Source organism: Arthrobacter woluwensis, assembly GCF_030816155.1.
GTDB classification, from domain to species: domain Bacteria; phylum Actinomycetota; class Actinomycetes; order Actinomycetales; family Micrococcaceae; genus Arthrobacter_E; species Arthrobacter_E woluwensis_A.
In genome coordinates this window covers 1,682,697-1,706,967 of the sequence record NZ_JAUSXR010000001.1, presented here as the reverse complement: position 1 = coordinate 1,706,967, position 24,271 = coordinate 1,682,697, and the positions used below count along the sequence as shown (strand labels likewise).

At 68.7% G+C, this 24,271-nt stretch carries 20 protein-coding genes and 1 pseudogene; 14 read left to right on the top strand and 7 right to left on the bottom strand.

The features are described 5' to 3' along the window. The first annotated feature begins 21 nt into the window (after positions 1-21). Positions 22-993 (top strand): GNAT family N-acetyltransferase, encoded by a 972-nt coding sequence (locus tag QFZ52_RS07740; protein WP_307497039.1) that lies wholly within the window; start codon positions 22-24, stop codon positions 991-993. Here the strand turns inward: QFZ52_RS07740 and QFZ52_RS07735 are convergent. Beyond that, positions 983-1,501: a DinB family protein gene (locus QFZ52_RS07735; protein ID WP_307497037.1), complete on the bottom strand. Its 519-nt coding sequence runs from the start codon at positions 1,499-1,501 to the stop codon at positions 983-985. The two genes, QFZ52_RS07740 and QFZ52_RS07735, sit on opposite strands and share 11 nt — an antisense overlap. A 222-nt stretch (positions 1,502-1,723) precedes the next feature. Here QFZ52_RS07735 and QFZ52_RS07730 point away from each other — a divergent pair, with 222 nt between their 5' ends. Continuing rightward, positions 1,724-2,554, top strand: a complete 831-nt coding sequence (locus tag QFZ52_RS07730) for a VanW family protein (RefSeq protein WP_307497036.1) — start codon at positions 1,724-1,726, stop codon at positions 2,552-2,554. A 99-nt stretch (positions 2,555-2,653) separates the two neighbouring features. On the opposite strand, the gene QFZ52_RS07725 is transcribed toward QFZ52_RS07730, so the two are convergent. Then, the gene (locus QFZ52_RS07725; RefSeq protein WP_307497035.1) at positions 2,654-5,134 is read right to left on the bottom strand and encodes a DNA gyrase/topoisomerase IV subunit A; all 2,481 of its coding nucleotides are present in this window, start codon (positions 5,132-5,134) and stop codon (positions 2,654-2,656) included. A gap of 67 nt (positions 5,135-5,201) precedes the next feature. Here QFZ52_RS07725 and QFZ52_RS07720 point away from each other — a divergent pair, with 67 nt between their 5' ends. From QFZ52_RS07720 to QFZ52_RS07710, 3 genes are all read left to right on the top strand, one after another. Beyond that, positions 5,202-7,919, top strand: a complete 2,718-nt coding sequence (locus tag QFZ52_RS07720) for a bifunctional acetate--CoA ligase family protein/GNAT family N-acetyltransferase (RefSeq protein WP_307497034.1) — start codon at positions 5,202-5,204, stop codon at positions 7,917-7,919. Positions 7,920-8,036: 117 nt separating this feature from the next. Next, positions 8,037-8,735, top strand: a complete 699-nt coding sequence (locus QFZ52_RS07715) for a DUF5998 family protein (protein ID WP_307497033.1) — start codon at positions 8,037-8,039, stop codon at positions 8,733-8,735. Next, the gene (locus tag QFZ52_RS07710) at positions 8,732-9,937 is read left to right on the top strand and encodes an alkaline phosphatase family protein (RefSeq protein WP_307497032.1); all 1,206 of its coding nucleotides are present in this window, start codon (positions 8,732-8,734) and stop codon (positions 9,935-9,937) included. Before QFZ52_RS07715 ends, QFZ52_RS07710 begins: the two co-directional genes overlap by 4 nt. 61 nt (positions 9,938-9,998) lie before the next feature. On the opposite strand, the gene sepH is transcribed toward QFZ52_RS07710, so the two are convergent. Continuing rightward, positions 9,999-11,354 (bottom strand): septation protein SepH, encoded by a 1,356-nt coding sequence (gene sepH, locus QFZ52_RS07705; RefSeq protein ID WP_307497030.1) that lies wholly within the window; start codon positions 11,352-11,354, stop codon positions 9,999-10,001. A 247-nt stretch (positions 11,355-11,601) separates the two neighbouring features. Here sepH and QFZ52_RS07700 point away from each other — a divergent pair, with 247 nt between their 5' ends. Then, positions 11,602-11,904 (top strand): DUF4193 domain-containing protein, encoded by a 303-nt coding sequence (locus QFZ52_RS07700; protein WP_278266425.1) that lies wholly within the window; start codon positions 11,602-11,604, stop codon positions 11,902-11,904. Between the two features lie 187 nt (positions 11,905-12,091). Here the strand turns inward: QFZ52_RS07700 and QFZ52_RS07695 are convergent, their stop codons facing one another. Beyond that, the gene (locus tag QFZ52_RS07695; RefSeq protein ID WP_307497029.1) at positions 12,092-12,574 is read right to left on the bottom strand and encodes a DUF3093 domain-containing protein; all 483 of its coding nucleotides are present in this window, start codon (positions 12,572-12,574) and stop codon (positions 12,092-12,094) included. A gap of 125 nt (positions 12,575-12,699) precedes the next feature. Between QFZ52_RS07695 and dut the strand changes: the two genes are divergently transcribed. The 4 genes from dut (at position 12,700) to QFZ52_RS07675 (ending at position 15,143) form a co-directional block, all read left to right on the top strand. Next, a complete protein-coding gene (gene dut / locus QFZ52_RS07690; RefSeq protein WP_444861216.1) occupies positions 12,700-13,212 on the top strand; it encodes a dUTP diphosphatase in 513 nt (170 codons plus the stop codon). Between the two features lie 48 nt (positions 13,213-13,260). Beyond that, positions 13,261-13,968, top strand: a complete 708-nt coding sequence (locus QFZ52_RS07685) for a DUF3710 domain-containing protein (RefSeq protein WP_278266422.1) — start codon at positions 13,261-13,263, stop codon at positions 13,966-13,968. A gap of 5 nt (positions 13,969-13,973) precedes the next feature. Continuing rightward, entirely contained in the window at positions 13,974-14,300 is a 327-nt protein-coding gene (locus QFZ52_RS07680; RefSeq protein ID WP_307497025.1) for a hypothetical protein, read from the top strand. Positions 14,301-14,369: 69 nt separating this feature from the next. Further along, on the top strand, positions 14,370-15,143 hold the full coding sequence (locus tag QFZ52_RS07675; protein WP_307497024.1) for a DUF3159 domain-containing protein: 774 nt from the start codon (positions 14,370-14,372) through the stop codon (positions 15,141-15,143). 90 nt (positions 15,144-15,233) lie between these two features. Here QFZ52_RS07675 and QFZ52_RS07670 read toward each other — a convergent pair whose 3' ends face one another. Then, complete coding sequence (locus QFZ52_RS07670) at positions 15,234-15,956, bottom strand: potassium channel family protein (RefSeq protein ID WP_307497022.1); 723 nt, start codon at positions 15,954-15,956, stop codon at positions 15,234-15,236. Beyond that, a complete protein-coding gene (locus tag QFZ52_RS07665) occupies positions 15,953-16,627 on the bottom strand; it encodes a potassium channel family protein (protein ID WP_307497021.1) in 675 nt (224 codons plus the stop codon). Before QFZ52_RS07665 ends, QFZ52_RS07670 begins: the two co-directional genes overlap by 4 nt. 115 nt (positions 16,628-16,742) lie before the next feature. Here QFZ52_RS07665 and QFZ52_RS07660 point away from each other — a divergent pair, with 115 nt between their 5' ends. The 4 genes and pseudogenes from QFZ52_RS07660 (at position 16,743) to acnA (ending at position 23,527) form a co-directional block, all read left to right on the top strand. Further along, positions 16,743-18,755 carry an APC family permease gene (locus QFZ52_RS07660; protein WP_307497020.1) on the top strand — a complete coding sequence of 671 codons (2,013 nt, stop codon included), beginning with the start codon at positions 16,743-16,745 and terminating at the stop codon, positions 18,753-18,755. Next, positions 18,752-20,092 carry a class I SAM-dependent RNA methyltransferase gene (locus QFZ52_RS07655; RefSeq protein ID WP_307497019.1) on the top strand — a complete coding sequence of 447 codons (1,341 nt, stop codon included), beginning with the start codon at positions 18,752-18,754 and terminating at the stop codon, positions 20,090-20,092. Before QFZ52_RS07660 ends, QFZ52_RS07655 begins: the two co-directional genes overlap by 4 nt. A gap of 82 nt (positions 20,093-20,174) precedes the next feature. Further along, positions 20,175-20,586 (top strand): annotated as a pseudogene (locus tag QFZ52_RS07650) (VOC family protein). Positions 20,587-20,692: 106 nt separating this feature from the next. Continuing rightward, on the top strand, positions 20,693-23,527 hold the full coding sequence (gene acnA, locus QFZ52_RS07645) for an aconitate hydratase AcnA (protein ID WP_307497018.1): 2,835 nt from the start codon (positions 20,693-20,695) through the stop codon (positions 23,525-23,527). Positions 23,528-23,632: 105 nt separating this feature from the next. Here acnA and QFZ52_RS07640 read toward each other — a convergent pair whose 3' ends face one another. Beyond that, positions 23,633-24,238 (bottom strand): TetR/AcrR family transcriptional regulator, encoded by a 606-nt coding sequence (locus QFZ52_RS07640; protein ID WP_307497017.1) that lies wholly within the window; start codon positions 24,236-24,238, stop codon positions 23,633-23,635. Positions 24,239-24,271 lie beyond the last annotated feature (33 nt).

Sequence of the window (24,271 nt, the reverse complement as noted above, 5' to 3'; positions counted from 1 at the left end):
TGCCCGGGATAGGCTGTGCCGATGACTGAGGAATTCGGGGGACTCCGGGTCCGTGCGCCGCAACGGACCGACATTCCGGCCTGGGCGCAGCTCGTGGCACGGATCGCCGAGGCGGAGCAGCACACGTGGTTTGAGAAGGCCGAGGACCTGGAGACGTTCTTCGAGCTGCACGACGCGGCTTCGGACGCCATCCTGGCCTTCGACGACGACGGCGTGCCCCGCGCCCACGGCCGGGTCACCGCCGTGGGGGACGGCGGTGTCGTGCGCACCGAAGGCGGCGTGGATCCCGCCTGGCTCCGAAGAGGCATCGGGAGAGACGTTCTCCGCTGGCAGCAGGAGCGGACCGGGCGCCTCGCCGCGGACCGCGGGCTGCCCGGGATGGCGCTCCGGGCCCAGCATGAGGACCATGTCCAGGGCCCCGCGAGGCTGTTGGAGTCCGAGGGCTTCGCGATCGTGCGCTGGTTCAACGAGATGCACCGTGGCTTGGACGAACTGCCTCCGGCCCGCCCGATCGCACCAGGCTACGAACTCCTGGACTGGACGCCGGACCTGGACGAGGCGACCCGGGTCCTGCACAACATCGCCTTCGCCGGCCACTGGGGGAGCGCGCCCCGGACCGAGGAGTCTTGGGCCCGGCGCGTGGGGAATCCCGAGGTCCGGAGGGACTGGAGCTTCGTGGTGCGGGAGATGTCCACCGGCTCACCCGTGGCGTATCACCTGGGCAGCCATGACCCCGAGATCGAACGGCTGCACGGCCGCGTGGAAGGCTACACGGAGCTGGTCGGCGTGCATCCGGAACACCGCGGACGTGGTCTCGCGCGCCATCTCCTGGAGGAGGCTCTGCGGCGCTACGCCGCGGATGGGATGACGACCGCGGCGCTCGACATGGACTCCGGCAACGGCACCGGGGCCCTCGCGCTGTACGAGGGCCTCGGCTACCGCGTGGTGAACCGGGCCCCCGTCTGGGAGAAGACGGTGCCCGCTACGCCGTGACGTCGTGCAGGTGGTGCACCACGTCGTGCAGGAAGTAGCTGGACAGCGACGCCACCGTGAACTGGGAGCCGTTGCTGCGCACGCCGCGGTGTCCGAGCAGTTCCTCCGGCACCTCGTCGAAAGCGCGGGCGGTCAGCTCGGTCTCCTCCGCGATCTGATGTGCGACGCGCCGGGGGCTCTCCTGCCGGTACTCCTTCGCCACGGCGGTGGCGTCCTGGTCCCAGTTGGCGAATTCCACGCCGTCCCGGCCGAGCATGAGATGCAGGCGCTCCCGGAAGAGTTCGAGGACGTCCCGCACGTGAGCGGCGTACTCCAGGGGAGACCACGTGGATTCATCCGGCCTGACGGTGACGTCAGGGCGCACCAGCACCGCCTCCCAGCGGGCCGGATGCGTTCGGATCTCCCGGGCCACAGCCGCAGGGGTGATGTCCCCGGGGTCGAAGCCGCATTCGGGGCAGATCCTCTCGATCACCCAGGTCCAGTCCTTCACATCCGGTTCAATCGCCATGGGTCCAGCATAATTCGGCGCCATCGTGCTGGCAGACCGGCCCGCAGATCGGCCGCGCGTCGACACCGGCCTGCGGTGCCTGCGGTGGCTGCGTGGTGCGGTCGCCGGAAGGCGATAGAGTGCGATGGGCATCAGGGGGATGCCTCACATCACCGATATTGGGGGACCTTCATGGCACGCAGGCTTTTCTGCGAAATCCATCCGCTCGCGTACGCGCTTTCCGTGGAGAAACAGAAGCTGGTGCGCCGGCTGAGAAATCTGGCGCCGTCGGCCCGTCTGGCGCGGGAACAGGTCGAGGACGACCTGCCGGTGGTGGTCTACCGCCACAAGTCGCTCATCCGCCGGCGCCTGGCCAACGTCGAGCTGGAGCTTCAGGAGAACAAGGCCGTGAGTCTCGGCCTCGCGGCGCCGAAGGTCGACCGGATTCTGATCCGCCCTGGCGAGACGTTCTCCTTCTGGACCCTGGTCGGTCCGGTCAGCTCACGCCGTGGATACAAGGAAGGCCTGACCATCAGCAACGACCGCGCCACGCGGGGTGTAGGCGGTGGACTGTGTCAGTTCACGAATCTGATCCACTGGATGGTGCTGCACACGCCACTGGAGATCACGGAGCACCATCACCATGGCGGCCTCGATCTGTTCCCGGACTTCAACCGGCAGATCCCGTTCGGGACCGGCACGTCGATCGTCTTCAACTACCTGGACTACCGGTTCCACAATCCGACGGACCAGACGTTCCAGCTGCGCACCTATGTCACCGAGGAGCACCTCTGCGGCGAATTGCGGGCGGAGCGCCCGCTGGGGCAGAAGTTCCACGTCCACGAGAAGGACGCGTACTTCCATCGCGACGGCGGCAAAGTCTACCGGCACAACCGGATCTACCGCACGGCACGGGATAAAGCCACGGGCAACGAGGTGCTTCACGAGGAACTCCTCGAGAACAACGCGCTGGTCTGTTACGACGAAGCGCTGATCACCGCGCCGATTCTCGAGGAACGTCCGGTCGGGGAACGTCCGGTCGGGGAACGCCCGGCACCGATGCTGGCCGGCTGACCGGCCGGCGGGCCGAGCCATCCGGGAGCCGGGGGCTGGCCGACCGGCTGACTGAGCGGCCGACCGGCTGGCCCGGGGGCCTGGGCTGGCCCGGCGGTCTCAGCCCAGGCTCGGCCCGATCAGGTCCACGGACTGGCTCAGGGGCACTCCCGAACCGTCCCGACGGCCGTGCTCCTGCGGCAGGGACCGCGCCACGCCCGCGGCGCTGGACGCCCGGGCGGGGCCATGTCCGGCCCAGGCCAGGAGCAGGCGGTCCTCGCCCTTCAGGAACCGGTGGGCCCGGACGCCGCCCGTCGCACGCCCCTTGACCGGGAACTCCGAGAACTCCGTCACCTTCGCGGCGCCCGGGTTGGTGCCCGGCAGCGCGTCCGACGATCCGGCGATGGTGACCACGACGGCGGAGGGGTCGCCCGCGGCGACGACGCCGAAGAAGATCGCCTCGTCGTCGTCGGCCAGTTTGATGCCGGCCATGCCGCCCGCGAGACGGCCCTGCGGCCGCACAGCGGTGGCGCCCATCCGGAGCAACTGGCTGGACCGCGTAACGAAGACCAGGTCTGAGTCATCCGGCGCGGGCGCGATCGCGAGCACCCGGTCCTTGTCCTTGAGGGTGATCGCCTCCCAGTCCTCACGGTTGAGCGGGTAGTCCGGCTGCAGACGCTTCACGACGCCCTGCGCGGTGCCGAGCGCGATGACCTCGTTGAGCGGGACGATGCCGATGACGCTCTCGCCCTTGGGCAGGGGGAGGAACTCCTTGACCGGCACGCTCGTCGCGAGGTTCGGCGCACCGCCCGGCATGGGCACGACGGGCAGGTCCATGGCCTGGATCCGCAGCATGCGGCCCCGGTCGGTGACCGCGCCCAGCTCACCGCGGGCGGTGGTGCGGACGGTGGAGACGAGCACATCGTGCTTGGCGCGGTTGCCGGGATCCGCCAGCGGTTCGGCCGAATCGGTGCGGGCCACGACGCCGGAGGCGCTGAGGACCACCCAGCAGGGCTCGTCCGCGATCTCGAGAGGCAGCTGCTGCGCCGCGGCCTTCTTTCCCGCGGGTGCGGCGAGTGCCTTGACCGGGGCGTCCTCCTTCTCCAGCAGGACCGTGCGGCGCGGCGTGCCGTACTGTTCGGCGACCTCGGCCAGTTCTGAGGAGACGACCTCGCGCAGCCGGGCATCCGAGGCGAGGATCTCCTCGAGCTCGGCGATCTGCCGACGGAGTTCGTCCCGCTCCTTCTCGAGCTCGATCAGCGAGTACTTGGTCAGCTGGCGGAGCCGCAGTTCCAGGATGTAGTTGGCCTGGGCCTCGGACAGGTCGTAGATCGACATGAGCCGCTCACGGGCCACGGCGGCCTCGTCACTGGAGCGGATGATCTGGATGACCTCGTCGATGTCGACGATCGCGATCAGGAGGCCCTCGACCAGGTGGAGGCGGTCCTTCTTCTTGCCGAGCCGGAAGGCGGTGCGGCGGCGCACCACGTCCAGGCGGTGCCCCAGGTAGACGTGCAGGAGCTCCATCAGGCCGAGCGTGCGCGGCTGACCGTCCACCAGCGTGACGTTGTTGATGCCGAAGGAGTCCTCCAGCGGTGTCAGCCGGTAGAGCTGCTGCAGGACGGCCTGTGGATTGAAGCCGTTCTTCAGCTCGATGACCAGACGCAGGCCGTTCTGGCGGTCCGTGAGGTCCACCAGGTCGCTGATCCCGGCCAGTTTCTTGGCGTTGACCGCGTCCTTGATCTTCTCGATGACCTTCTCAGGGCCGACCATGTACGGCAGCTCGGTGACGACGAGACCGGTGCGCCGGGCCGAGAGCTGCTCCACGGTGACCTTGGCACGCGTCTTGAAGCTGCCGCGGCCCGTGGCATAGGCGTCCCGGATCCCGTCGAGGCCCACGATCCGGCCGCCACCGGGCAGGTCCGGGCCGGGGATGAAGCCCATGATCGTCTCGAGCGTGGCGTCCGGGTGCTCCAGGAGATGCCGGGCGGCCGCGATGACCTCCACCAGGTTGTGCGGAGCCATGTTGGTGGCCATGCCCACGGCGATGCCGGAAGCGCCGTTGACCAGCAGATTCGGGAACGCCGACGGCAGGACCTCCGGCTGCTGGATGGTGTTGTCGTAGTTCGGGACGAAGTCGACGACGTCCTCGTCCAGGTTCCCGGTCATCGCCAGGGCGGCGGGAGCGGGACGGGCTTCGGTGTAACGCGGGGCGGCGGGTCCGTCGTCGAGCGAGCCGAAGTTGCCGTGCCCGTCGATGAGTGGCAGGCGCAGAGAGAAGTCCTGGGCCATGCGGACCATGGCGTCGTAGATGGCGGTGTCACCGTGCGGGTGGAGCTTGCCCATGACCTCGCCGACGACGCGGGCGCTCTTGACGTGGCCCTTGTCCGGTCGGAGGCCCATGTCGCTCATCATGTAGAGGATGCGCCGCTGCACGGGCTTCATGCCGTCCCGGGCATCCGGGAGGGCACGGGAGTAGATCACCGAATAGGCGTACTCGAGGAACGACGTCTCCATCTCGGTGGTGACGTCGATCTCGACGATGTTCTCAGTGAACGGTTCCAGGGGCTGGGCTCCCCGGCTAGTGGTGCGTCGCGCCATGGATTTACGAAAGACCTCGTGGTGTGCTGCGGCGCGCCCCGGTGGCGCGACGACTACTCTAAAGCTTATGGCGCGCGCGGCTGAACTTGCTGGATATCCGGACTACTGGGAGGCCGATGTCGTGCTGCGGGACGGAGGCACCGGTCACATCCGGCCCATCGCCCCCTCCGACGCCGAGGCGGTGCAGGCCTTCCACCAGGCCCAGTCGCAGTCGTCCATCTATCTGCGCTTCTTCAGTTACAAGGCCAAGCTCAGCCGCACCGAGCTCAAACGCTTCACCGAGGTGGACCACCGGGATCGCGTCGCCCTCGTGATTACGATCGCGGGGGAGATCGTCGGCATCGCCCGGTACGACCGCCTGGATGGCACCCGGGAGGCGGAGGTGGCCTTCAACATCTCGGACCGGCACCAGGGCCGGGGGCTCGGCTCGATCCTCCTGGAACACCTCGCAGCAGCCGCCCTGGAGAACGGCATCCGGAGGTTCACGGCGGAGGTCCTGCCGGAGAACCGGAAGATGCTCAGCGTGTTCGCCGACGCCGGGTACGAAGTGCAGCGCCAGCTCGAGGACGGGGTGATCCTGGTCGGCTTCGACATCGACCCCACCGTGAAATCCCGCGCCGTGATGGAATCCCGCGAACACCGCGCGGAGGCCCGCAGCGTGCAGGAACTCCTGGCGCCGGCGTCCGTGGCGGTGATCGGCGCGAGCCGGCACTGGGGCAAGATCGGCCACGAGATCATGGTCCACCTGGTCGAGGGCGGTTTCACCGGCACCGTCTATGCGGTCAATCCGTCGGCGCTGGAGGTGGGCGGCGGCCTGAGCTACGGCAGCATCACCGAGGTCCCGGGACCCGTGGACCTGGCCGTCATCGCGGTGCCCTACGACGAAGTCCCGGGCGTGGTGGCCGAATGCGGCGCCGCCGGGGTGCGGGGTGTGCTGATCATCACGGCCGGATTCGCCGACGACGGCGAGCGGGGCCTCGCGCGCCAGAACGAGATCGTGCGCCAGGCCCGGGCCGCCGGCATGCGCGTGATCGGTCCGGCGTCCCTGGGGCTCATCAACAGCGATCCCGCCGTGGCCCTGAACGTCTCCATGGCGCCGGGGATGCCGGCGCCGGGTGGGCTCGGGCTGTTCAGCCAGTCCGCCGCCGTCGGGATCTCGCTGTACGCCACGGCTCAGCGGCGAGCGGTCGGCATCTCGAGTTTCGTCTCCGCGGGCAACCGCGCCGACGTCTCCGGCAACGACGTCATGCAGTACTGGGAGGACGATGCACGCACGCGGGCCGTGGGGCTGTTCCTGGAGTCCTTCGGCAATCCCCGCAAGTTCTCCCGGATCGCGCGCCGACTGGCCCGGAGCAAACCGGTGATCGTCGCGAAGCCGGAGACCATCGGACTCCGCCTGCCGCCCGGTCACGCGGTCCGGACCACGCAGGCCCCGGCGCGTGCGCTGGACGCCATGCTGCGGCAGGCCGGCGTCATCCGGGTGGGGACCATGGAGGAACTCCTGGATGTCGCGCAGCTCGTGGAGGCGCAGCCTCTTCCGCGGGGCGGACGGGTGGGCATCCTCTCCAATTCGCTGAACCTGGCCCGGATCGTGGCCGACACCGCGGAAGGGCACGGCCTGAGCATTTCCGCCGTGCACGGCGCCCTCGCCCTCGACGGTGGCCAGTCCGCCGCGCTGGGCCGGTTGCGGCGCGAGGTCGTGACGCTCCAGGAGGACGCCTCGGTGGACAGCGTCGTGGTGACGGTGCTGCCGTCGCTCGGGCTCGATCATAACGCGCTCGTGGACTGCCTGGCGTCCCTCGCCCGGGAGGGGGAGAAGCCCCTCGTGGCGGTCTTCCCGGGGAACTTCGACCCCGCCCAGCGGGAGAGCGGTGTGCTCGGCGGCACACCGGACGGCCAGCGCGGTCTGCCCGCTTTCGAAAGCCCCGGGGCGGCACTCGCCGCGCTGGCCGCCGTCGCGGGCTATGTGCGCTGGAGGGATCGCGAACTGTCCGCCGAAGCGGCCCCCGACATGACGGGCGACGCGAACTGCCGGGAGCCGCGGGAGCAGGCCTCGGCGCTCCTGGCGGAATGGCTGCGGCCCGTTCACGGACCACAGCTCGTCGCCCTCGACCAGGACCGGCTGGAGTCGCTGCTGGGCTGCTACGGGATCCAGGTCCTCCCGTCCCGGCCGTTCAGCACCGTGGCGGAGGCGCAGGAGGCGGCCGAGGAGCTCGGCTGGCCCGTCGCGCTGAAGACCCTCAGTCCGGCACTGCGGCACCGTCTGGATCTCGGGGGCGTCCGTCTCAACATCCAGGATCGGGAGTCGTTGGCCCGGAACATCGAGCAGATGAAGGAGGTGCTGGCCGTGTACGGCGCCACGGACCTGGAAGTGCAGTCGATGGCGGGGGTGGGCCAGGCCTGCACCGTGCGGGCGATCGAAGACCCGCTGCTGGGCCCCGTGGTGGCGTACGGTCTGGCAGGAGACGCGGTCAAACTCCTGGACGACTGGGCTTACCGGGTCCCGCCGCTCAGCGACGAGGAGGCACGGGACTTCGTGCACGCCCCCAAGGCGTCGGTGAAACTGACCGGTTATGAGGGCCTGCCCGCGATGGACGTCGAGGCGCTGGCCGGGCTGCTCCACCGCGTCGCCGAGCTGAAGGACAACCACCCGGAGATCGCCCTCCTGGAGTTCACCCCGGTGCTGGTCGGGCAGGACGGGCTCAATGTGCTCTCGGCCACCGTGCACATCGCCAACGCGGCGCAGCGCACCGACAGTGCGCGGAGGGCCCTGCGCAACCAGTGAGCGACGGCGGGCGGCGGCCCGGTCGCCGTCGCGCGGGGATGCATTCGCGTGGACCGGCCGGATCATGGGAAAATGGATCCCATGAGCCAGCCCAGCAGCGCCTCAAAAGCACATCCCATGAGTGATCTCCGGGCCTCCGTGGACCGGGCGGGTTTCTATCCGCGACTGGTCATGGACGTCATCCAGGACGCCTTGGACGGACAGGTCCCGCTGCAGCAGCTGGTGCACCTGGAGACCCATTTCGACCGTGCCGAGGTGCGCCGTCATGTCACGGCGCTCGTGCTCACCCATGACGTCCTGGTGGTGGTCCACGTGGACGATCACCAGCTCGATGACAAGGGTGAGCAGGTCATGGCCCAGGTCTCCACGGAGACCGTGCCGCTGCACCAGATCCGCAGCGTGGTGCTCGGCTTCGTGTACGCCCAGCCTCAGGAGTACAGCGGCAAGGAACAGCCGCGTGAGCTGACCCTGTCCATCGCCTGGTCCGGCGGACGCCGCCTCGACCTCATGCCCGCCACGTGCGGCGATCCCCAGTGCGAGGCCGATCACGGGCTGAACGGCACCAGCAGCGCCGAGGACATCGTGCTGCGCGTCAGCGCCGAGGCCGATGGCCCCAAGTCGCTCAAGCAGGCCCGCAACTTCGCTCATTCCCTGCGCTCTGCGAGCACCGGCCAGCGGGTCGGCGACCTCCCCGAAACTCAGACGGCCCCGGCCCTGCGGGGCGAGTCCGCGCCGCACGCGCCGGTCCGGAAGCCGGCCCGCGGCCTGGCGGCGCTCTCGGGTCGCCTCGGTTCGCGCAGCAGCCACCGCCAGTGACGGACGCGACGACGACGGCGCCGCCCCAGGCCCCGGCGTACGGCCGCCGCAGCATCGCCGAACTTCTCAGCAGCGCTGCTTCCGCGGCAGGTGCCACCACGCTGCCCAACGCCCTGAAGATCCCCGCCGCGAGCCGCGTATGCCTCGTTCTGGTGGACGGGATGGGCGCCCAGGTGCTCAAACGCTACGCGGCTCACGTGCCGTTCATGAGGTCGCTGGTCCAGGCCGGCGGCGACTCCGGCCTCCCCGTGCGCCTGGACGCGGCATTCCCCACCACGACGGCCAGCTCCCTCGCCAGCCTCGGCACGGGTGCGGCTCCCGGGCAGCACGGCATGGTCGGCTACGACGTGCTGGACCCGGAGCAGGGCAAGGTCGTCAACCAGCTCGGCAACTGGGACGCGCGGGTCGACCCCGAGCGCTGGCAGCCGCTGCCCACCGTGTTCGAGCAAGCGTCCGCTGAGGTGCCGGTGCACACGGTCAGCATCCCGCGCTTCGCGTCCTCAGCCATGACCACCGCCGCCCTGCGCGGGACCGAGTTCCATGGCTCGGGCACGCTGGCAGGCCGGATCGGCGCGGCCGTCGACATCCTCCAGAAGCCGGGCCTGGTGTACTTCTACCTCAACGACGTGGACAAGGCGGGGCACAAGCACGGCGTGGACTCCCCGGAGTTCCTGGCCGCGCTTGAGGAGGTGGACTTCACCCTCCGGCAGCTCGCCGCCCGGCTCCCCCTGGACACGCGTGTCCTCGTCTCGGCCGATCACGGCATGGTGGATGTGCCGAGGAGTGGCCGTATCGACTTCTCGGCCGTGCCGGAACTCATCGACGGCGTGAAGTACACCGCCGGCGAACCACGGATGCTGCATCTGCACCTGGAGGAGGGCCGGGATCCCGCGGTCCTGCGGGAGGCGTGGGAGTCACGCTTCGGTGACCGCATCTGGGTGCTCGAGAAGGAACAGGCCGTTCGTGACGGCTACTTCGGCACCGTCCGGGACGAGGTGCTGCCGAGGATCGGTGACGTGCTGATCCTGGCTCGCGAGCAGGTGGCGTTCTTCGATCTCCGCAGGGTGCGGCCCGAGGCCATGGAGATGATCGGTCAGCACGGCTCGCTGACCAGGGCCGAACGGGAAGTGCCCCTGCTCAGTTTCCTGGCGAACGGCCCGAAGGCCGGGAGCCGCGGCGGGACCGGACGACGGCGGTCCTGACGGGCTGCTCTGATGGGCTGACGCGGTCAGCCGAGAGCAGCAGCCGGTTGGTGACCAGCCGTCAGCTGTCGCCCTTGGTCCCGAAGACGATCTCGTCCCAGCTGGGGACGCTGCGCCGCTTCGCCGGCTTCTCCGGGGTCTTGTTCTCCGAGTCGGTGGAGTCGTCCTTCGCGGAGCGCGCGCCCTTCTGGGCCTCGTCCTCGCGGCGGGCATCCTCTTCCCGCTGACGGCGTTCCGCCTCGGCCCGCGCGAAGTCCTCGGGATCCTTATGGAAGCTCGCACCGCGCAGGACCGAACGCTGCCGCAGGGGAGTGCGTTCGCCGGCTTCGGCTTCCTCCTCCGTGGCGTTGGCGAAGATCTCATCGGCCAGGCTCGGGCTGCCCTTCCGGGCATTCCGGTCCGCCGGGGGCACCACGCGGATCTCGCGGGTGTGGGTGCTCACGCCCTCGGACAGCGAGATGCCGTCGTCGTCGGTGTCGTCCTCTTCCGGCAGGGCCAGGCGCAGACGGGGAGCCTCAGCGGCCGGTGTGTCGTCTTCGTCCTCGTCCACCTCGGAGGGGCGGGGATGCGCGGCGGGGATGCCCTGGGAGAGCAGAAGGGCGAGCGTGTCGTCGCTGTCCTCATCCACTCCGAGGCGCTGACCGCGGCGGGAGTTCAGGAGGTCGACCAGGCTTTCAGAGTCGCTCAGGAGATCCTCGGGCGCAGGCTGCTCGACGGCGTCGGCCTCCACATCGAACGGGTGATCCCGGACGGCGGAGAGGCGGCGGCTGCCCCACGGGCTGTCCACGTGGAGCGGCAGGGGTTCGAGCTCACTGAGGTGCTGTGCCCAGCGATTGGCGTTCTGCAGGGTCTTGGTGAGCGGGGAGTAAGTCCAGCGGGCTGGAGGCTCCTCGCCGAGCTGACCTCCGAGCGATTCCGGGATGTCGAAGTCGGCCGTGACCTCCCACAGGCCGTGCGCCACCTTCTTGGAATCCCAGCTCAGGCCGTCCACGGAGACGCCGAGCTGCTTGAGACGGTGCTCGACCATCTCGCCCAGGAACGCGCGGTCCTGGCCGAAGGCGCTGCGGTAGCCCTCGCCGTCGTCGAGGTGGCCGGGGACCTCCACACCGCGAGCCTGGTCCGCCACATGGGCGCGTTCGGCCAGCACGGGGCCTTCGTAGCGTTCCACGCTGGCCAGGGGCAGGCCGGATTCCTCGGCGACCTCGGCCGCGGTGGCGCCGGCCCGGATACGGGCCTGGATGTCGCGGGGGCTGAGGGCGGGGGCGGAACCGTTCCGGGCGCTGGGCCGGGCGGCCGCGCGGGCGATGGCGCGGCGCAGCGCCTCATCGAGAGGAAGCTCGTAACGTTCTCCGCTGGAGTCGCTGAGCAAGAGGCGATCACCGTCGTCGTGAACTCCGAGAAGCCGCAGCTCCTGCATCCTGATACCTCCATGTGTGCGTTGCCGTCAATCGAAACTCTGCCATCTCCGGACCGGCATCGGGGTCAGCTTGGAGGGCGTGCCGCGAAATTTCCCCCGTATTGACTGGCTTTAAGGCCGGATCTCCGCCAGAATCGGGCGCGTGCCTCGGCTCGGGCACAAAATTCGCCCTCTCGACGTTGACGCTGTAGTTCCTGGCCACTCGAGGGTGGCTTCCCGATTTCTCATAAGGGGGAAACAACACCACATGGCCACCGATTACGATGCGCCCCGCAAGACCGAGGAAGACCGGGCGAACGAGTCCCTGGAAGCCTTGAAGACCACGCACCGTGCGGACGGCACCTCTGCCGTGGTGGACGAGGATGAGGCGGACCTCGCCGATTCCTTCGAATTGCCCGGGGCGGATCTGTCCCACGAAGAACTCCAGGTCACCGTCCTTCCGGAGCAGTCGGACGAGTTCACCTGCGCGTCCTGTTTCCTGGTGCGGCATCGCTCCCAGATCGCCCGCGAAAAGGACGGTCTGGCGTACTGCGTCGACTGCGAAGGCTGACACCCAGAAGGCGACAAACAGTACGACGGCGCCCGGCAGACGGGCGCTGGAATTCTCACCAACGGCGAAGGGCCGGTGCACAGGCACCGGCCCTTCGCCGTTGACGGGGGTGTGCGGCGGACCGCATGCGGATCCCGCCCGAATCAGGAAGTCAGCGTTCAGGACACCAGCGGTCAGAAGTCACCCTTCAGGAGGACAGCGCGGCGACGAGCTGCTGGGGGCGGCGCGAGGAGACGAGCCAGTACGGTGTCTCGTCCTCGGGGTCGGTGATCTCGACCCGGACCACCGGGTCCACCCAGCCGCGGATGCAGAGGAAGGCGAGACCGTTGAGCCGGGGCCCACGCTCCTGGAAGGCCTCGTCCCGGCTGAAGGCCTGTACGTCGCCGAGGAAGGCGCGATCGATCACGGCCTTGCCCGCGCGGAACTCGGTGGCCGTCACCTCGATGCGCGGGGTGTTCAGGTACAGCGCGCCGCCCACGAGGAGGAAGATCACGACCGCCGCGGCGATGCCGTACCCGATCCCGATCGGTGCGAGGACGAGGATCCCGGCGAGGGACAGGACCGCCACGATGATCCAGGCGCCGGGCCCGGGCCAGAGCCGCTCGCTGAAGAGCGCAGGGGTGGTGGAGGCGTCCGAGGGCATGGCCGGACCGGTGTTCGTGGAGGGCATGACACTAGCTTGGCACCTTTCCCTGGGCATTTCATCTCGGCCCGGTCCCGTGGAAGGCGCCTCCCGCGCACTCTTTCCGTAGGCGCTCCCACGGGCCTCTCCGGTCCTGAGGGAGGCCGGGCAGGATGAGCCGGCGCCCGGGCGGCCGTACTAGGCTTGATCCCGTGACTGAACCCCAACCGCACACTCTTGATGTTGAACTCCGCATGCTCGACGACGGGCTCGAGCCGCCGTCGTACGCCCAGCCGGGCGACGCCGGAGCCGATCTGCGGGCCCGGGTGGATGTGCACCTGGAGCCGGGGGAGCGGCGGCTGGTCCCGACCGGCGTCTCCATCGCCCTGCCGTTCGGTTACGTGGCCCTGATCCACCCGCGGTCCGGTCTGGCCACCAAGCAGGGGCTCAGCATCGTCAACGCACCCGGCACCGTCGATGCGGGCTACCGCGGGGAAATCGCCGTCACCCTGATCAACACGGACCGTGAGCACGCGATCGATCTGCGCCGCGGCGATAGAATCGCACAGATGGTGATTCAGCGCGTGGAACACGCCCGTTTCGTCGCCGTGAGTGAGCTGCCGGACTCGGTCCGCGGCGCTGGCGGCTTCGGATCCACCGGCGGTTTCGCCGGTGCGCACGCCTGAACGCACCCCCTAACCACGGCACCACGGCGCCCCTGAGGAGAACCCCGCATGCTATTCGGCAGGTCCCGCAAGTCCCAGCGTGAATCCGACGAAGTCCTCACCCCCAGTGAGTCCGTGATCGAGGAGCAGGACACGGAAGGCCGCTCCACGAGCGGGCCCTTCGACGTCCACGAGATCGAGGACCGCGAGGAATACCTCGACCTCGGCGCGATTCTCGTCTCGCCGCGGCCCGGTCTGGAGCTCCGGCTCGAAGTGGAGGAATCCAGCCAGCGGGTCATCGCGGTGTCCCTGGACATCGGTGACTCCTCCGTTCAGGTCCAGGCGTTCGCCGCTCCCCGTTCCGAGGGCCTGTGGCCCGAGATCCGCGAGCAGATCGCCGAGTCCGTGCGCAGCCAGGGCGGACAGATCGACGAGCTCGAGGGCACTCTGGGCTCGGAACTCATTGCAAGTGTCCCGGCGGAAGCCCCGGACGGCACGGCCGGTTACCGCGTGGCTCGGTTCGTCGGCGTCGACGGCCCCCGCTGGTTCCTGCGCGGCGTCTTCAGCGGTCCCGCGGCCATCCAGCGGGAAGCCGCCACGGAACTCGAGGAACTGTTCCGGGCCCTCGTGGTGGTGCGCGGCGACAGCCCGATGCCGCCGCGGGAGCTGCTGCCCCTCACCATGCCGAAGGCGCCCACGGAGGCCCCGCAGGCTGAGGACGGCAGGCCGTCCCTCCAGGCTCCCGAACGAGGGCCCGAGATCACCGAGATCGGCTGATCCCCATGGCGGAACCGAACATCCCTGGCCACGGACCCGTCGCGCGGGTCCGTGGTGAATGGGTGGGCCGGATCTCCTCGGTCACTCTGGAACCCAAGACCAGCAAGCCGCGCTTCACGGCGCGTCTGGGGGAAGTGAGCGGGCCTGACCTTCCGGTTCCCCCGGGGGACCGCTCGGTGGCGGACATCCGTCTGCTGTGGCTGGGCCGCCGGTCCGTCGGCGGCATCGAGCCCGGTTCCACGCTGCGCGTCCGCGGCATGCTCACTTCGAGGAGCGGCCTGGCCACGATCATCAACCCCGGCTACGAGATCATCTCGGCCGGCGAACACTGAGGCATGCACCCCGACGATCCTGACCGCACCGGTCCGGATCCGCACGGCGTCTGGAAAGGCCAGCAACCCATGAGCACTGAGGACCGGAACACGGTGGAGCCCGGCGCAGCCGCGCCCGCCACCCCGGCAGGCGGCGCCGCACGCCCGGACCCCGGGAACCCGGGCCCCGACAAGCAGGACCTGGCCCGGAGCGTGGCCGCCGCTGCCGGCGTCCATCACCATGAGGACGGCCGGGTCGACCTGCTGCGCACGGCGGGCGGCTGGCAGGGGATCTGCGAGAGCATCCTGCCGGGCCTGGTGTTCCTGGTCCTGTACACCGTCACGGAATCCCTCGGCTGGGGCCTGGGCGTGGCCCTGGGCGTGAGCGCGGTGTTCGCGGCACTCCGCCTGATCCAGAAGCAGAAGCTCACCATGGCGCTGGCCGGCGTGGTGGGTGTCGCGATCTCGGCCTGGGTCGCGCAGAGCACGGGCAAGGCCTCCGACTTCTACGTGCCGGGGTTTTTCACGAACGGCGGCTACCTCCTGGCGCTTCTCGTCTCCATCATCGTGAAGTGGCCTCTGGCGGGGCTCCTGTTCGGCTTCCTGCGGAACGAGGGGGTGCACTGGCGCCAGGACCCGGCGCGTCTCAAGCGCTACACCCTCGCGACCTGGGTCATCATCGCGATCTTCGGCCTGCGCCTGGCCGTCCAGCTTCCGCTGTACTTCATGGGCGACGCCGGCCTCACCGCCCTCGGGACCACGCGTCTGATCATGGGGACACCGCTGTACGTGCTCGGGCTGTGGCTCGCGTGGCTGCTCAGCAGGCCCGCGGCTCCCGTCGAGGAGCGAGCACAGGACTCCTGACGGTCCCCTGACATGGCGGTACGACGACGGCGGGGCGCGGCGAACAATCGCCGCGCCCCGCCGTCGTCGTGTCCGGAGAGGGTGTTCCGCTCAGCCGTCGAAGCCGTCGTCGTACTGGGAAGCCGCCGCGGATTCCGGCGCGGATTCGCTCGTGTGGGCCGCCGAGAGGAGCTGGCGGAGTTCGTCCTCGGCCGCGAGGGTCGTGACGAAGAAGAGCTCGTCACCGCCCTCGATGACGTCGTCGCGGCTCGGCGTGATGGGAGCCTGATCCCGGAGGATGGCGACGAGAGTGGCATCCTGTGGCCAGTCGATGTCGCCGACAGTGGAGCCGATGAACGAGGCGTCATGCGGCACGGTGAACTCGACCAGGGAGGAGACTCCCGTCTGGAGCGTCAGGAGGCGGACCACGTCGCCGATCTCCACGGCTTCCTCCACGAGGGCCGTCATGAGCTGCGGGGTGTTGACCGCGACGTCCACGCCCCAGGAGTCGTCGAACATCCACCCGTTCTTCGGATTGTTCACGCGGCCCACCGTCCGGCCCACGCCGAACTCGGTCTTGGCCAGCAGGGAGACCACGAGGTTCACCTTGTCATCGCCCGAGGCGGAGACCACCACGTCGGCGTCGTCCAGGCGGGCTTCCTTCAGCACACTGAGTTCGCAGGCGTCGCCCACCAGCCAGTGCGCGCCGCGCAGGCCGCTGCGGCCGATCACCTCGGGCTTGAGGTCGATCAGCAGCACCTCGTGGCTGTGGCCCAGGAGTTCCCGGGCGATGGAGCTTCCGACGCTTCCCGCGCCGACGATCACGACTTTCACTCTGCTTCCTTCACGGGTGCCTTGGAGAGGATCCGGGTCACGGCGTCGAGCCGCTTCACGGGGACGATGGCATGGAGGCTGTCGCCTTCCTGGAAGCGCGAGTCGGGGTGCACCATGGCGCCTTCCCCGAAACGGGTCAGGTACGCCACGCGGATGTCCGCGGCCTCCTCGAGTTCGGTCAGAGGACGGCCCTCCCAGCCGTGGTCCACGGCGAGCTCTGTCAGGACCAGACGCCCGGACGGCTCACGGAAATCGCCGGTGATGGACTGTTCCGGGAGGATGCGGCGCAGCACCTGGTCGGCGCTCCACTTCACCGCGGCCACCGTGGGGATGCCCAGCCGCTGATAGATCTCGGCGCGACCCGGGTCGTAGATCCGCGCCACCACGTGGGGGACGTGGAAGGTCTCGCGGGCCACGCGGGTGGCAAGGATGTTGGAGTTGTCACCGCTGGAGACGGCAGCGAAGGCGTACGCCTCCTCCACCCCGGCGTGCCGCAGCGTGTCCCGGTCGAAGCCGACGCCGGTGACCTTGCGGCCCTGGAAGCCGTTGCGCAGGCGCCGGAAGGCCCGCTCGTCCTGGTCGATGATGGCCACGCTGTGGCCGGAGTCCTCCAGTGTGTGGGCCAGGGTCGCGCCCACACGGCCACAGCCCATGATGACGAAATGCGCCACGAACCATTCCTTCAATTCTGCGGATGGCGGGTGCGCATCCGTACGGATCAGAACACCACTGTATCCGGGGCGGTGCGTCATCCGTGCCGCGGAGGCCGGGAGATTTCGGTCCGTCATGACACAGGGGCACCGCGCAGACTACCGTAGTCAGGTGCTGTCACTTCTGAATGCGGTCAAGCGGGTGATCGTCGGCCGGCCGTTCCGCAACGACCGTCTGGCCCATACTCTGCTTCCCAAGCGCATCGCATTGCCGGTTTTCGCCTCGGACGCCCTGTCCTCCGTGGCCTACGCCCCCGATGAGATCCTCCTGACCCTGGCGCTGGCCGGGGTCTCCGCCGTCGCGCTGTCCCCGTGGGTCGGGCTGGCGGTCGCCGTCGTCCTGCTGACCGTGGTGGCGTCCTACCGGCAGAACGTGCACGCCTACCCCTCGGGCGGTGGCGACTACGAGATCGCGAATGTGAACCTCGGCAAGTTCGCGGGTCTGACCGTCGCGTCCGCGCTTCTGGTGGATTACGTCCTCACGGTGGCCGTGTCCATGTCCTCCGCCGCCAACTACCTGGCCACGGCCGTGCCGTCCCTGCACGGGAGCCAGGCGCTGATCGCGACGCTCGGCGTCGTGGTGCTGGCACTGATCAATCTGCGGGGCATCAAGGAGGCCGGTTCGGTCTTCGCCCTGCCCACCTACATCTTCATGGCGGCCATCATCGGCATGTCACTCGTGGGCGCCGTCCAGGCCGCCACGGGCACGCTGGGACTGGCCGAGTCCGCGGCGTTCGAGATCGTCCCGGAGAGCCACTTCGATCAGGGGCTGGTCGGCCTCGCCGGGGCGTTCCTGCTGCTGCGGGCCTTCTCCTCGGGCGCCGCGGCTCTGACCGGTGTGGAGGCGATCAGCAACGGCGTCCCCAACTTCCAGAAACCCAAGAGCAAGAACGCGGCCACCACGCTGCTCCTGCTCGGAGTCATCGCGACGACCATGCTCGCGGGCATCCTCTTCCTGGCCAACGCCACCAAGGTCCATATCGTGCTGGACCCCGCCACGGAGTTCCTGAAGGACGGCAAGCCGCTTCCTGAGGGATACATCCAGAACCCGGCGATCAGCCAGATCGCGCAGACGGTGTTCGGCGCGGGATCCATCCCCTTCTACGTCATCGTGGCGGCCACGGGCGTCATCCTGGTGTTCGCCTCCAACACGGCGTTCAACGGCTTCCCGGTCCTCGGCTCGATCCTCGCGCAGGACGGCTACCTGCCGCGCCAGCTCAAGACCCGTGGCGACCGTCTCGCGTACAGCAACGGCGTCCTGGCTCTCGCCGCGGGCGCGCTTGTCCTCATCCTGGCTTTCAACGCCGACGTCACGAAGCTGATCCAGCTCTACATCGTGGGCGTGTTCATCTCCTTCACGGCGAGCCAGCTCGGCATGGTCCGGCACTGGGGCCGTGAGCTCAAGAAGGTCCGGGACAAGGCCACCCGGCTGCGGCTCATGAAGTCCCGCACCATCAACATGCTGGGCTTCGGCATGACCGCGCTGGTGCTGACCATCGTGCTCATCACCAAGTTCGAGCAGGGCGCCTGGATCGCCCTGCTCGCCATGCTGGTGCTGTTCCTCATCATGTGGAGCATCCGCGCGCACTACGACAACGTCGCCAAGGAACTGGCCGTGGACGAGGATTCCGCTCCGCGGGCACTGCCGTCCCGGGTGCACGCCGTCCTGTTGGTCTCCCATGTCCGGAAGCCGGTGCTGCGTGCACTCGCGTATGCCCGCGCCTCCCGGCCGTGGAAGCTCGACGCCGTGATCGTGGACATCAGCCCCGAGGAGACGGCCCGGACGGTCGAGGACTGGGAGAAGCTCGACATCCCGGTCCCGCTGACCGTCCTCGCCAGCCCCTACCGCGAAACGGTCACGCCGATCATCGATTACGTGAAGAACATGCGGAAGGACTCGCCGCGCGATCTGATTGTCGTCTACATCCCTGAGTACGTGGTCGGCAAGTGGTGGGAGCAACTGGTGCACAACCAGACCGCCCTGCGCATCAAGACCCGTCTGCACTTCGAGCCCGGAGTGATGGTGGCCAGTGTGCCCTGGCAGCTCAAATCGTCCAAGGAAGCCCAGCAATTGCAGGAACTCAGGTGAATCCACACTCCGCAGAGCAGACCGTCACTCTCACCCTGGGGCCCGTCGCGCACGGCGGACACACGGTGGCCCGCCACGACTCGCGGGTGGTGTTCGTCCGCCACGGTCTGCCGGGGGAGCAGGTGCGGGTCCGCCTGACCGAGTCGGCCCCGGACGCTCGTTTCTGGCGTGGCGACGTCGTCGAGGTCCTGGAGGCGTCTCCCGACCGCCAGGAGCATCCGTGGCGGCAGGCGTCCGCGCTCGACGCCGCGCGGACCTCCGCGCAGCCCCTGGGCGGGGCGGAGTTCGGCCACGCCACACTGGCGGCCCAGCGGCGCCTCAAGGAGGCGGTCCTCGCGGAGCAGCTCCAGCGCCTGGCGGGTCTGGACCGGAGCACCGTGGTGGAGGCCGTGGAGGACGACGCCGGCCAGGGCCTGCACTGGCGGACCAGGATGGCCTTCGCCGTGACGGCGGACGGCCGCCTGGGCATGCACGCTCACCGCTCGGACGAGGTGCTGCCCGTCGAGTCCATGCCGCTCGCCTCCGAAGCGATCGTCGACCTCGGCTTGTGGGATCACCAGTGGAAGGGCGTCGCCCGCGTCGAGGTGGCGGCCCCGGCGAACGGCTCGCAGCCCCTCGTGATCCTCTGGCCCGAAGAGGCGCTGGGGGAGAAGGAGCAGGGGAAGGCCCTCAACCGCGCCGTCGCGCAGATCCCCGACGGCGTTTCCGTCGCCGTCATGGATCCGGCCAGCAAGCAGCTGTTGCGCTGGCGGGGCCGCTCCTGGGTGCGGGAGAGCGTGAACGGCTTCGAGTACCGCGTGACGGGCGAAGGTTTCTGGCAGATCCACCGCCGTGCGCCGCAGACGCTCATGGACGCCGTGACCGGCTTCCTGGGTGAGGGCGGCTTCCTCCGTGAAGGCGCCTCCGTGGCCGACCTGTACGCCGGCGCAGGCCTCTTCACCGCCCCTTTGGCCGCGGCCGTCGGTGATGGCGGCGCCGTGCTGTCGGTGGAGGGCGCCCCGGGCACGAGCCGCGACGCGCGGAAGAACTTCCACGGTCAGCGGCATGTCGAGATCGTCCAGGGAAAGGTCGAGCGCGTGCTGCGGCAGAGGCCCCGGAGGCTCGACGCCGTCGTGCTGGACCCGCCGCGCGCGGGCGCCGGCCGGACCGTCGTCCAGCAGCTGGTGGAGTCCGGTCCCCGTGCCATCGCCTACGTGTCCTGCGATCCGGCGTCGTTCGCCCGCGATGTGAAGTTCTTCGAAGGCCAGGGCTGGGAGCTCGCCGGACTGCGGGCCTTCGACCTGTACCCCCATACGCACCACCTCGAGACGGTCGGCCTGCTCCTGCCGAAGGGCTGACGTCCGGGACCATTGCGGGGTGCTGACACCGGGTGTAGCTTGACCGTGGGGCGCCATGGCGGCGCCGCGAAAGGAGCCCGTCATGGCATCGAACCTCAACCCGTATCTGAACTTCCAGGACAACGCCCGGCAGGCCATGGAGTTCTATCAAGGTGCGCTCGGCGGTGAACTGACGCTCAACACCTTCGGTGAGTTCCACGCGTCCGAGGACCCGGCCGAGGCTGACAAGATCATGCACGGGCTGCTCAAGACCCCCGCGGGCTTCACGCTGATGGCGGCGGACACCCCCAACCAGATGCAGTTCTCGGGCCACGCCGGTTTCTCGGTGAGTCTCTCGGGGGATGACGCCGCGGAACTGCAGGGCTACTGGGACGCACTCTCCGAGGGCGGGGCAGGTGGTGATGCCGCTCGAACGGCAGATCTGGGGCGACACCTTCGGCATGGTCGTGGACCGGTTCGGCGTCACGTGGATGGTCAACATCGCCGGTCAGTGAGGAATCCGGCGGGTGGCGCGCCAGTCACGAACGGTTAGGCAGACCTAACTAGCATGCGTTCTGTGACGCGACAAAGATGAAAGTGTTGCGAGAGGAGTCCTGCTATATGAGCACTGTGGACAGCTTCGGTTCCAAGGGCGTACTGAACGTCAAAGGCACCGATTACGAAATCTTCCGGCTGAACTCTGTGGAAGGCGCGGAAAGCCTTCCCTACAGCTTGAAAGTCCTTCTGGAGAATCTGCTCCGGACCGAGGACGGTGCCAACATCACCGCCGACCATGTCCGCGCCCTGGCCGCCTGGGATCCGGCAGCCGAGCCTGACACGGAAATCCAGTTCACCCCCGCCCGCGTGATCATGCAGGACTTCACCGGCGTGCCGTGTGTGGTTGACCTGGCCACCATGCGCGAGGCCGTGAAGGACCTGGGCGGTGACCCGAAGCGCGTCAACCCGCTGGCGCCCGCCGAGATGGTCATCGACCACTCCGTGCAGATCGACGCGTTCGGCAATGCCGGCGCGCTCGAGCGGAACATGGAGATCGAATACCAGCGCAATGGGGAGCGTTACCAGTTCCTCCGCTGGGGCCAGACGGCCTTCGACGACTTCAAGGTCGTCCCGCCGGGAACCGGCATCGTGCACCAGGTCAACATCGAGTACCTGGCCCGCACCATCATGACCCGTGAGGTCGACGGCAAGCTGCGCGCTTACCCGGACACCTGCGTGGGCACCGACTCCCACACCACCATGGTCAACGGCCTGGGCATCCTGGGCTGGGGCGTCGGCGGCATCGAGGCCGAAGCGGCGATGCTCGGCCAGCCCGTCTCCATGCTCATCCCGCGCGTCGTGGGCTTCAAGCTCTCCGGCTCCATCCCGGCCGGTGCCACCGCCACCGACGTGGTGCTGACCATCACCGAGATGCTGCGCAAGCACGGCGTCGTCGGCAAGTTCGTCGAGTTCTACGGTGAAGGCGTCGCGGCCGTGCCGCTCGCCAACCGCGCCACCATCGGCAACATGAGCCCGGAGTTCGGCTCCACGGCCGCCATGTTCCCGATCGACGACGTCACCCTCGACTACCTGCGCCTCACCGGCCGCAGCGAGGAGAACGTCGCCCTGGTGGAGGCGTACACCAAGGAGCAGGGCCTCTGGCACGACCCGTCCCGCGAGCTGCGCTTCTCCGAGTACCTCGAGCTGGACCTGTCCACCGTGGTTCCGTCCATCTCCGGCCCGAAGCGTCCCCAGGACCGCATCGAGCTCACGGACGCCAAGGAGCAGTTCCGCAAGGACATCCACAACTACGTCACGCTCGCCGATGGCAGCGTCGACGAGGCGCTGGACGAGTCCTTCCCGGCTTCCGACTCCCCGTCGTTCTCGCCGGACTCCCACATGACCGAGGACAACGAGGTCACCGTGGTGGCATCCGCGGCCAACGGCGCCAACGGACGTCCGTCCAAGCCCGTCACCGTGAAGACCGCCGACGGCCGCAGCTTCGAGCTGGACCACGGCGCGGTGTCGATCGCCTCGATCACCTCCTGCACCAACACCTCGAACCCGTCCGTGATGCTGGCCGCCGCTCTGCTGGCCCGCAACGCCGTGGAGAAGGGCCTCACGGCCAAGCCGTGGGTCAAGACCTCCGTCGCCCCGGGCTCGAAGGTCGTCACGGACTACTACGAGAAGTCCGGCCTGACCCCGTACCTGGAGAAGCTCGGCTTCTACATCGTCGGTTACGGCTGCGCCACCTGCATCGGCAACTCGGGTCCGCTGGAGCCGGAGATCTCCGAGGCCATCCAGGCCAACGACCTCTCCGTCACCGCCGTCCTCTCGGGCAACCGCAACTTCGAGGGCCGCATCAACCCGGACGTCAAGATGAACTACCTGGCTTCCCCGCCGCTGGTCATCGCCTACGCTCTGGCCGGCACCATGGACTTCGACTTCGACGTCGATCCGCTGGGCCAGGATGAGCAGGGCAACGACGTGTTCCTCAAGGACATCTGGCCGAACCCGGTCGAGGTCCAGCAGGTCATCGACTCCTCCATCGACGAGGGCATGTTCGCCAAGGGTTACGAGGGCGTCTTCGAGGGCGACGATCGCTGGAAGGCGCTCGACACCCCTGCCGGCGACACCTTCGCCTGGGCCGAGGATTCCACCTACGTCCGGAAGCCCCCGTACTTCGAGGGTATGAAGTCACAGCCGGATCCCGTCACGGACATCGAGGGCGCCCGCGTGCTCCTCAAGCTGGGCGATTCCGTCACCACGGACCACATCTCCCCGGCCGGTTCCTTCAAGTCGGACACCCCGGCGGGTCAGTATCTGCTGGCCAACGGTGTGGAGCGCAAGGACTTCAACTCCTACGGTTCCCGTCGTGGCAACCACGAGGTGATGATCCGCGGCACGTTCGCGAACATCCGCATCAAGAACCAGCTGCTCGCGGACTTCAACGACGGCGCCGGCGTCGAGGGTGGCTTCACCCGCGACTTCACCCAGCCCGAGGGCCCGCAGGCGTACGTCTACGACGCGGCGCAGAACTACCGTGAAGCGGGCACCCCGCTGGTGGTCCTGGGCGGCAAGGAGTACGGTTCCGGCTCCAGCCGTGACTGGGCTGCCAAGGGCACTGCGCTGCTGGGCGTCAAGGCCGTCATCACCGAGAGCTTCGAGCGCATCCACCGCTCGAACCTGATCGGCATGGGCGTCCTGCCGCTCCAGTTCCCGGAGGGCGAGAACGCCGCGACTCTGGGCCTGGACGGCACCGAGACGTTCTCGATCTCGGGTGTGACCCAGCTGAACGAAGGCGTGACGCCGAAGACCCTCAAGGTCACGGCCACCAAGGAGGACGGCACGAGCAAGTCCTTCGACGCCGTCGTCCGCATCGACACCCCCGGTGAGGCTGACTACTACCGCAACGGTGGCATCCTCCAGTACGTGCTGCGGCAGATCAGCGGTAGCTGATCGGCTCGGAGACCGGAGGACCTGGTAGCTGACTCACCGTCATTCCAGGATCCACCGCGAATGCCCCGTCAGGCTTCAGCCTGACGGGGCATTCGCGTCACCGGGTCACGTGCCGGGCAGCAGAACGCTGATCTGACTCCTGATGTCCTGCACGACCGCCTCGGTGCTCAGGGCGGCGTTCACGCTTGCCGCCATGCTGAGGAACATGATCGCCGAGATGATGTGTGCCGTGGCCGCTGCCTCCGGGAGCCCGGCAGGCGTCTCCCGGGCCAGGACGCCGGCGATGGCCTCCTCGGTCTGCGCGACGATGGACAGGGCCTCGGCGTGGTGCGGCTCGGCCGGGTCCCCGAAGACCATCTCCCGCAGGTAGGTGCGCCCGTTGTCGACCTGGACGCGGTTGCATTCCACGATGGGACGCACGATGCACATCACCGCGTCGAGGGTCTCCGAGGCCGCTTCTGCATCAGTCCGGCCGCGCTCGAGCGCTTCGGCATAGTGGGCGTTCTGGACGAGCAGGAGGAGCTCTCCCTTCGTCCTGGCATAGAGGAACAGGGTGCCGGTGCCGATGTCGGCCTTGTCGGCGATCTGCTGCGTCGTGACATCATCGACTCCGTGTTCGGCGAACAGTTCGGCGGCCGCGGCGGTGATGCGATCGAGCTTCTGCTGCTTGTTCCGCTCGCGTCGTCCGAGCGGCTGGGGCGCGACAGGCATGGCGGCTCCTCCCAAGAAAAAACTGACCGTACT